At 74.6% G+C, this 9,219-nt stretch carries 7 protein-coding genes; 3 read left to right on the top strand and 4 right to left on the bottom strand.

The features are described from left to right. Positions 1-32: 32 nt before the first annotated feature. Positions 33-1,382 (bottom strand): MFS transporter, encoded by a 1,350-nt coding sequence (locus tag ABD254_RS00295; protein ID WP_344244479.1) that lies wholly within the window; start codon positions 1,380-1,382, stop codon positions 33-35. A gap of 275 nt (positions 1,383-1,657) precedes the next feature. Between ABD254_RS00295 and murA the strand changes: the two genes are divergently transcribed. From murA to ABD254_RS00280, 3 genes are all read left to right on the top strand, one after another. Beyond that, entirely contained in the window at positions 1,658-2,974 is a 1,317-nt protein-coding gene (gene murA, locus ABD254_RS00290; RefSeq protein ID WP_344244477.1) for a UDP-N-acetylglucosamine 1-carboxyvinyltransferase, read from the top strand. Between the two features lie 106 nt (positions 2,975-3,080). Next, positions 3,081-3,839 carry a lysophospholipid acyltransferase family protein gene (locus ABD254_RS00285; RefSeq protein WP_344244475.1) on the top strand — a complete coding sequence of 253 codons (759 nt, stop codon included), beginning with the start codon at positions 3,081-3,083 and terminating at the stop codon, positions 3,837-3,839. Further along, positions 3,836-4,885, top strand: a complete 1,050-nt coding sequence (locus ABD254_RS00280; protein WP_344244473.1) for an NAD(P)H-dependent glycerol-3-phosphate dehydrogenase — start codon at positions 3,836-3,838, stop codon at positions 4,883-4,885. Before ABD254_RS00285 ends, ABD254_RS00280 begins: the two co-directional genes overlap by 4 nt. A gap of 49 nt (positions 4,886-4,934) precedes the next feature. Here ABD254_RS00280 and ABD254_RS00275 read toward each other — a convergent pair whose 3' ends face one another. From ABD254_RS00275 to ABD254_RS00265, 3 genes are all read right to left on the bottom strand, one after another. Continuing rightward, positions 4,935-6,074, bottom strand: a complete 1,140-nt coding sequence (locus ABD254_RS00275) for a trans-sulfuration enzyme family protein (protein WP_344244471.1) — start codon at positions 6,072-6,074, stop codon at positions 4,935-4,937. Positions 6,075-6,192: 118 nt separating this feature from the next. Then, a complete protein-coding gene (locus ABD254_RS00270; protein WP_344244469.1) occupies positions 6,193-7,752 on the bottom strand; it encodes a pyridoxal phosphate-dependent decarboxylase family protein in 1,560 nt (519 codons plus the stop codon). After that, on the bottom strand, positions 7,749-9,152 hold the full coding sequence (locus tag ABD254_RS00265; protein WP_344244467.1) for an MFS transporter: 1,404 nt from the start codon (positions 9,150-9,152) through the stop codon (positions 7,749-7,751). The genes ABD254_RS00270 and ABD254_RS00265 overlap by 4 nt, the downstream gene beginning before the upstream one ends. Positions 9,153-9,219 lie beyond the last annotated feature (67 nt).

Raw genomic sequence — 9,219 nt, 5'->3', positions numbered from 1 at the left:
CACGGTCGCGACAGGCTCGACCGGCGTCGACGTCAGCTGCCGATGTCGTCGGTGAAGTCGACGTCCTTGGTCTCACGCTCGAAGAGCAGCGCGACGAACGTGATGGCGGCCATGGCCGCGAGGTAGACGCCCACGAGCACGGGCGAGTCGGCGGCGTCCCACAGCCAGACGGCGACGAACGGCGCGACGGCGGCGCCGAGGATGGACGACAGGTTGTACGCCACCGCGGAGCCGGTGTACCGCACGTTGGCGGGGAAGAGCTCGGGCAGCATCGCCGCCATCGGGCCGAACGTCAGGCCCATGAGCGTGAAGCCCAGGATGAGCAGCGTCATCACGCCGATCGTGCCCGACGCGAACAGGGGCACGAACAGCAGGCCGAAGACGGCGATCGCGGCCGTCACGACGAGCAGGTGCGCCCGGCGCCCGTAGCGCTCGGCGAGGGGGCCGGAGACCAGCGTGAAGATGCCGAAGAACACGACGCCGACGATGAGCATCCACAGGAAGTCGATCTTCTCGTAGCCGAGGCCTGCGGGAGAGGCGTCGGTGGCCGCGATGCCGTAGTTCAGCGTGAACGTGGTCATCAGGTAGAAGAGCGCGTACGTCGCGAGCATGATGAACGTGCCCGAGACGATCTTGCGCCACGACGTGCGGAAGACGCGGGCCACGGGCACCTTGGCGACGGCGTCCGCCTCGACCACCTTCTGGAACGCCGGCGTCTCGATGAGCTTGAGGCGCACCCACAGGCCGATGATCACCAGCACGGCGCTGGCCAGGAACGGCACGCGCCAGCCCCAGGACTGGAACTGCTCGGCGGTGAGGCTGCTCGACAGCCCGATGAAGACCAGGTTGGCGAGGATGAAGCCGATGGGGGCGCCGAGCTGCGGGAACGTGCCCCAGATCGCGCGCTTGCCCTCCGGGGCGTTCTCGGTGGCGAGGAGGGCCGCGCCGCTCCACTCGCCGCCCAGGCCGAGGCCCTGGCAGAACCGGCACAGCACGAGCACGACGGGCGCCAGGACCGCCCAGCCGGGGTTGGTGGCGGCCGGGATGACGCCGATGACCACCGTGGCGATGCCCATCGTCAGCAGCGAGGCGACGAGCGTCGTCTTGCGACCGACCCGGTCGCCGAAGTGCCCGAACAGCACCGAGCCGAGCGGGCGGGCGACGAACGCCACACCGAAGGCGGCGAACGACGCGAGGAGCGCCGTCGTGCCGTCCTGGTTCGGGAAGAAGAGCGCGGGGAAGACGAGCGAGGCGGCGGTGGCGTACGCGTAGAAGTCGTAGAACTCGATCGAGGTCCCGATGAGGGACGCCACGATCACGCGGCCGCGGGAGTTCGCCGGTGCGGCGGTGTGCGCGGCGCCGGGGGAGACTGCGGTGGTCATGGCCGGGGAGCCTAGGGCAACCAGTCCGCATGATGGGCACTCGTCTCAGAATTTGGTCCGCGTGTCTGCCGTCCGCCGGGTGCGAGGGGCGTGAAGGTGTGGTGAACGTGAATACTCGGGTGGCGGCGCGTGTTGGCACCACCGGGTCACGCGGGGCAGGATCGACGGCGCCGCGACGGTCCCCGGGGGAGCGTCGCGCGGCGGGCGCCCGGGACCGGGACGACGCCAGGACGACGCCAGGACACTGCATCCGTACGACGGGACGACGCGAGGACATGAACGATCTGCTGTACGTGAACGGCGGGACACCGCTCGAGGGCACCATCACCGTGCGCGGCGCGAAGAACTTCGTCTCCAAGGCGATGGTGGCCTCCCTGCTCGGGGAGTCGGCCAGCGTGCTGCGGAACGTCCCGCAGATCCGTGACGTCGGGGTCGTGACGGGGCTGCTCGAGCTGCACGGGGTCACGGTCAAGTCCGACCCCGACGCCGGCATCCTCGACCTCGACCCGTCGAACGTCGAGTCGGCGCACGTGGCCGACATCGACGCCCACGCGGGCTCGAGCCGCATCCCGATCCTGTTCTGCGGGCCGCTGCTGCACCGGCTCGGCGAGGCGTTCATCCCGGACCTGGGCGGCTGCCGGATCGGCGACCGGCCGATCAACTACCACCTCGACATCCTGCGGCAGTTCGGCGCCGTCGTGGACAAGATGCCCAACGGCATCCAGCTGCGCGCCCCCCGCCGCCTGCAGGGCACCAAGATCGCCCTGCCGTTCCCGTCGGTCGGCGCGACCGAGCAGCTGCTGCTCACGGCGGTGCGCGCCGAGGGCATCACGGAGCTCACGGGCGCCGCGATCGAGCCCGAGATCATGGACCTCATCGCCGTCCTGCAGAAGATGGGCGCGATCATCTCGGTCGACACCGACCGCGTGATCCGCATCGAGGGCGTCGACCGCCTGGAGGGCTACCAGCACACCGCGCTCGGCGACCGCATCGAGACGGCGTCGTGGGCGTCGGCGGCGCTCGCCACCGGCGGCGACGTGACGATCAAGGGCGCCACGCAGCCCGAGATGATGACCTTCCTCAACACGTTCCGTAAGGTCGGCGGCCAGTTCGACGTCCAGGAGGACGGCATCCGGTTCTGGCACCCGGGCGGCGACCTGCGCTCGATCGTGCTCGAGACCGACGTGCACCCCGGCTTCATGACCGACTGGCAGCAGCCGCTGGTCGTCGCGCTCACGCAGGCCACGGGCGTGTCGATCGTGCACGAGACCGTCTACGAGAACCGCTTCGGGTTCACCGACGCCCTGCGCAAGATGGGCGCCTCGATCCAGGTGTACAAGGAGTGCCTCGGCGGGCGCGACTGCCGCTTCGGCCAGCGCAACTTCCACCACTCCGCCGTCGTGTCCGGCCCGACGCCGCTGTCCGCGGCCGACATCGAGGTGCCGGACCTGCGCGGCGGCTTCTCGCACCTCATCGCGGCGCTCGCGGCCAAGGGCACCTCCACGGTGCGGGGGATCAGCCTCATCGACCGCGGCTACGAGTCGTTCCAGGACAAGCTGGTCTCCCTCGGCGCCGACGTCTCCCGCGACTGAGACTCCAGCCCCGGTCGCCGACGAACCCGGCTGACGCCATGCGCCGTCGCGCCGCCGTCGTCCCGCCCACGCGGGACGGCGGCGGCGACGGGTAGGCTCTGGCCCCGTGCCGATCGCCCGACCCGAGTCCCGTGCCTACCGTGCCGTCGCACGGGTGGTGCGGCCGCTGATGTTCGCGCTGGTCCGCTACGACTGGGACGGCGGCGCGGAGAACCTGCCCCGCACCGGCGGGTTCATCGCCGCCGCGAACCACGTCACCGAGCTCGACGCGGTCACGCTGGCGCACTACCTGTTCGACCACGGCTTCGAGCCGCGGATCCTGGCGAAGCGCGGGCTGTTCACCGCGCCGCTGGTGGGTTCGGTGCTGCGGGCCACCCGCATGATCCCCGTCGACCGGGGCACCGCGGCCGCCGCCCGGTCGCTCGAGGCCGCCGCCGAGCAGCTCGGCGACGGCGCCTGCGTGACGGTGCTGCCGGAGGGCACGCTGACGCGGGACCCCGACCTGTGGCCCATGGAGGGCAAGACCGGCCTGGCGCGGATGGCGCTCACGAGCCGCCTGCCCGTGGTGCCGGTCGCCCAGTGGGGCGCGCACCGGGTCCTGCCGCGGTACGGCAGGCTGCCTCGGCCGTTCCCGCGCAAGCGGGTGACGATCGTCGCCGGCCCGCCCGTCGACCTGTCCGACCTGTACGACCGCCCCCTCGACACCCAGGTGCTGCGCGAGGCCACGAACCGGGTCATGGACGCGATCACGGCCCAGCTCGCCCAGATCCGCGCGGAGCAGGCCCCCGCGGCGCGGTTCGACCTGCGCAAGCACCCCGAGTACGAGGCCAAGCGCACGACCTACCCGCCCGTGGAGCGCCCGTGACGAACCCGACCACCGCACCGACCTCGCCGAGCGCCGGGACGGCGATCCGGGCCGCCGTCCTCGGTTCCGGCTCGTGGGGCACCACGTTCGCGATGGTCCTGGCCGACGCCGGGTGCGAGGTGCGGCTGTGGGGCCGGGACGAGGCCGTCGCCGCGCAGGTCGCCGGTGAGCGCCGCAACGAGAAGTACCTGCCGGGCGTCGAGCTGCCGGCGATGACCGCCACCACCGACGCCGCCGAGGCGCTGGCCGGCGCCCAGCTCGTCGTCGTTGCCGTCCCCTCCCAGGTCGCTCGCGCGACGCTGCGCGGCATGCGCGACCTCGTGGAACCCGACGCCGTGGTCGTCTCGCTGATGAAGGGCGTGGAGCTCAGCACCGACGAGCGCATGAGCCAGGTCATCGCCGAGGCGCTCGACGTCCCCGCGGGCCGGGTCGCCGTGGTCTCCGGCCCGAACCTGGCCCTGGAGATCGCGGCGCGGCAGCCCACGGCGACCGTGGTGGCGTGCACCGACCCCGGGACGGCGCGGTTCGTGGCGGAGGCGTGCGGCAACCCGTACTTCCGCCCGTACACCAACGCGGACGTCGTCGGGGTGGAGCTGTGCGGCGCCGTGAAGAACGTCATCGCGCTCGCGGTCGGGATGGCGCAGGGCCGCGGCTTCGGGTCGAACACCACCGCCACCGTCATCACTCGCGGGCTCGTGGAGATCACCCGGCTGGGCCTGGCGCTCGGCGCCGACGCCGGGACGTTCTCGGGGCTCGCGGGCATGGGCGACCTCGTGGCGACGTGCATGTCGCCGCTGTCGCGCAACCACACGCTGGGCCGGCACGTCGGCGAGGGCATGTCGCTCGAGGAGGCGCTCGCGGCGACGGGCACCACGGCGGAGGGCGCGAAGTCCTGCCGGTCGGTGCTGGACCTCGCGGGCAAGCACGGCGTCGACATGCCGATCACCCGCGGCGTGGTGTCCGTGCTCTACGACGGCATGCCGGTCGAAGAGATGGCGCGCGGGCTGCTGTCGCGCCCCCAGAAGGCCGAGGGCGTCTGGACCTGACGCCCGGCGCCGGTCGTCCGGCCCGGCCGCGCGGCTCCGGCCGTAGTGCTCAGAGGCTGTCGAGCGCGCGTGCCAGGTCGGCCCAGAGGTCCTCGACGTCCTCGACGCCCACGGACAGGCGCAGCAGGTCCTCGGGCACGGTCGGCGACTCCGTGGCGAAGCGACGGCGCCGCTCCAGCATGGACTCCACGCCGCCCAGCGACGTGGCGGGGAGCCACAGGCGCACCGCGGCCACGACGGCGTCCGCCGCGGCGGCGCCGCCGTGCGGCCGCAGACCGAGCACCGCGCCGTAGCCGTTCATGAGCTGTGCCGCCCGCTCGTGCCCCGGGTCGCCGGGCAGGGAGGGGTGGCGCACCTGCGCGACGGCCCGGTGGTCGGCGAGGCGGCGGGCGAGCTCGGCCGCGTTGGCGTTCGCCCGCTCCACCCGCAGGTGCAGGGTGCGCAGGCCGCGCAGGGCGAGCCAGACCTCCATCGGGCCGGGGATCGCGCCGTGCAGGGTGCGGTAGGCGCGCAGCCCGGCTGCCAGCTCGTCGTCCCGCGTGACGGCGGCGCCGAGCACGACGTCGGAGTGCCCGGCGAGGTACTTCGTCACGGAGTGGACCACGACGTCCGCGCCGAGGTCGAGGGGGCGCTGGCCGAGCGGCGTCGCGAACGTGTTGTCGACGACGGACCGCACGCCGCGCTCGCGGGCGGCGGCGAGGATCGCGGGCAGGTCGGCCACCTCGAGCATCGGGTTCGTGGGCGACTCGGCGAGCAGCACGTGGGCGCCGTCGAGGGCGGCGACGACCTGGTCGGTGTCCGCGATGTCGACGCGGCGCACCTCGACGCCGCGCTTGGCGGCGAGGTCGTCGAGGTAGCCGAGCGACACCTGGTACGCGTGCCGCGGCGCGACGACGACGCCCTGCTCGGGCACGTGCCCGATCGCCGCGATCACCGCGGCCATCCCGGAGCCGAAGACGACGCCGTGCGGGGCGCCCTCCAGCGCCGCCAGGGCCTCCTCGAACGGGTGCCAGGTCTCGGTGTCCATCCGCGTGTACAGCAGCTCGCCGGGTGCGGAGACGCCCTGGTTCACGTACGTCGAGCTGAGCACGATCGGCGCGTTGACGGGCCCGCCCTGCGTCCGCGGGGGGCGTCCGGCGGTGACGGCCAGGGTGGCGGGGGACAGGGTGCCGTGCGGGTCGTGCGTCATGCTGCGCAGGGTACGACGGCGTGCGCGCAGCGCGTGGATCTGTTCGGCAGACGGTGAGTCAGGTCGGCAGAAGTCCCTGCCGAACCGACGTACCTCCTGCCGAACGGATCGGGCGTGGTCAGGCGGCGCGCGGCTCCACCAGCCGGGCCAGCAGCTCGACCAGCAGACGCTCCACGAACGGGGCGGGCAGCGCCTCGACCAGGGCGAGCAGCGGCGCCATCGGCCCCACCCCGGGCCCCGCGTCGGGTCCCTCCTCGCCGACCGCGCCGAGCCCGATCGCGTCCAGGAGCGCGGCCGCCGCGGCGGAGTCGAGCCCGGCGCCGGGCCGAGCGCCCCCGTCCAGTGGCGGCAGCGCCCCCAGGAGCGCCGTGGCGTCGGGGCGGGGCCGGCCCCGCACCTTGTCCGCGGCGGCGGCGAGCACGGGCACCAGATCCTCCAGCACGCCCTCGGTGACGGGCGTGACGGTGAGGTGGGTGGTGTGGGGAAGGCGGGTGCCGTCGCCCTGGGTCAGCCCCGGCTGGGCCTGGAGGGTCCAGCCGTGCGCGGCGACGGCGTCGGCCCACAGGTGCGGGTCCACGCGCCGGTCGGCGGCGGCCTCCTCGTCCGTCGCGACGGCGAGCAGCGGGCCGGCCGGTACGCCCACGACCCGCAGGCCCTCGATGCCGGACACCGCGTCGCCGAGCGCGAGGGTGGCCCTGCGGGCGCGGCCGGCGAGCGTCGCCAGACCGTCCCGACCGAGCGCCCGGAGGATCGCCCACGCCGCCCCGAGCGGGCCGCCCGAGCGGGACCCGAGCAGCGTCGGGTTGACCACCGGGTAGCCCGGCCAACGGGTGGTGGCGAAGTACTGCGCGCGCTGCCGGTCGCGATCGCGGTGCAGCAGCACCGACGCCCCCTTGGGGGCGAAGGCGTACTTGTGCAGGTCCGCGCTGAGGCTCGTGACGCCCGGCACCCGCAGGTCCCAGGCGGGCAGGTCGGGCCAGAAGGGCAGCGCGAAGCCGCCGATGCAGGCGTCCACGTGCACCGGAACCCCGGCGTCGGCGGCGAGGGCCGCCACCTCGGCCACCGGGTCCAGCGCGGCGTGCGGGTACGACGGCGCGGAGACGACGACGAGCGCGACGTCGGCCGCACCGGCCGGGCCGGCGGTGAGCCGGGCGCCGAGCACGCCGGCGTCGACCGCGCCCGCCGACGGGCCCGACGAGGCCACGGGCACGAGGTCCAGCTCGAGCCCGTAGAGGTGCGCCGCCTTGTGGAACGCGGCGTGCACCGTGACGGGCGCGACCAGGCGGGGTCGCGCCTCGCCGGGCCGCAGGCCACGCTCCGCGAGCCAGGTGTCGCGGGCGGACTGCACGGCGAGCAGGCAGCTCTCCGTGCCGCCGCTCGTCACGGTGCCGACCGTGTCCTCGTCGCCGCCGAGCAGGTCGCGCGCGAAGGCGACGACGTCGCGCTCGAGTGCCGCGACGGAGCCGAACGTGGTCGGGTCGAGCCCGTTGACGGGCTGCATGGCGCGCACCGCGCCGGCGGCGAGCTCGTCGAGCTCGGGGACGCCCGGGTCGTACACGTAGCTGAGCACCCGCCCGCCGTGGGTGGGCGCGTCGCGGGTGCGCAGCGCGGCGAGGGCCGCGAGCACGGCCTCCGGCGCCTGCTCGAGGTCCAGCGCGTCGAGAGCGGGGCGGGTCACGGGGCCTCCTGGGGGTCGCCGGCCGGGATCGGGCCGGGGTCGGCGGTCTTGGGCTCGATGCCGAGGTCGATGTCCTGGCGGCGCAGCGGGTAGCGCGCCAGCGAGGCGAGGCTGGCCGCCACGAGGACGGCGGGCAGCAGGCTGAAGGCGGCGACGATGCCGAGCACCGCGGCGGGCGGTTGGGCGACCGTCTGGGCCCCGGTGGACTCCGCGTAGCCCGTCGCGGCGAGCACCACGGTGAGCAGGGTGGTGCCGAGCGCCATCCCCGTCGTCTCGCCCGCGGTCCACACGCCACCGAACGCGCCCGCGCGGTCGGTCGCGCGCGTGCGGGCGTCGTGCGCGATGACGTCGGGGAGCATCGCCATCGGGAGCGACTGCATGCCCGCGTACGCGGCGCCCGCCACCGCGACCGGCGCGTACACCCACGCGCCGGGCGTCCAGGCGAGGGGCAGCAGGGCGAGCGCGGCCACCGCGAACAGCGCGGACGCGGCCGTGAAAGCGCGCTCCTTGCCGACCCGGCGCGCGAGCACGCCCCACAGCGGGGTCACGACGAGCGCCGGCGCCACGAGGGCCACGAAGAGGAACGTGACGGCGGTGGTGTCGCGCAGCACCCAGGTGGCGACGTACTGGGCGCCCGCGAGCATCGCGCCGGTCGCGAGCGCCTGGAGCACGAACGTGCCGAGCAGCGTGCGGAACGGCAGGCTCGTGCGCAGCAGGGCGAGGCCCTCGCGGTAGTGGACGGCGAGCCCGGCCCGGGGCGCGACGGGCCGGGGCGTCGCGGGCGGCCCTGCCGACCGCTCCACGGTGGCGGCGACGAGCAGGGCGGCCCCGAGCACCACCGCCGCCGTGACGGCCATCAGCAGGTACCCGAGCCGCTCGTCGTCGCCCCCGAGCGCGCGGAGCGCCGGCCCTCCGCCGCCGAACAGCAGGATGGCCGCGGTCAGGACGACGACCCGGGCGGTGAGCAGGCGGGTGCGGGCGTCGTAGGTGTCCGCCAGCTCGGCGGGCAGGGCGATGTACGGGACCTGGAACAGGCTGAACGCCGTCGCCGCCAGGAGGAACGCGACCATGACCCAGGCGGCGCCGGCGGTGGGCGCGAGGCCCGACGGCACCGCGAAGGTGAGCGCGAAGAACACCGGCAGCGCCAGGCCCCCGGCGACCATGAGCCGCCGTCGCCGGCCGGTGCGGGCCCGCTCGCGGTCGCTGGCCGCGCCGATCAGCGGGTCGACGACCACGTCCCAGACCTTCGCGAGCGTGACGAGGAGCCCCGCGACGACCGCGGCGACGCCGAGCGTGTCGGTCAGGTAGAAGACGAGGACGAGGCCCGGGAGCGTCGCGAAGCCGCCGGTTCCGACCGAGCCGACGGCGTACCGCGCCACCGTGCCCCTGCGCATCGTCATGGGCCCGGATCGTAGCGCCGTCCGCGCCCCGCGCCGTCATTGCCGGACGACGCCCCAGGGTGGCTCT

The organism is Isoptericola hypogeus, from assembly GCF_039531145.1.
In the GTDB taxonomy this organism is placed as follows: Bacteria; Actinomycetota; Actinomycetes; order Actinomycetales; family Cellulomonadaceae; genus Isoptericola; species Isoptericola hypogeus.
The sequence above is the reverse complement of the archived record's forward strand: the minus strand, read 5'-3'. Positions and strand labels throughout refer to the sequence as shown.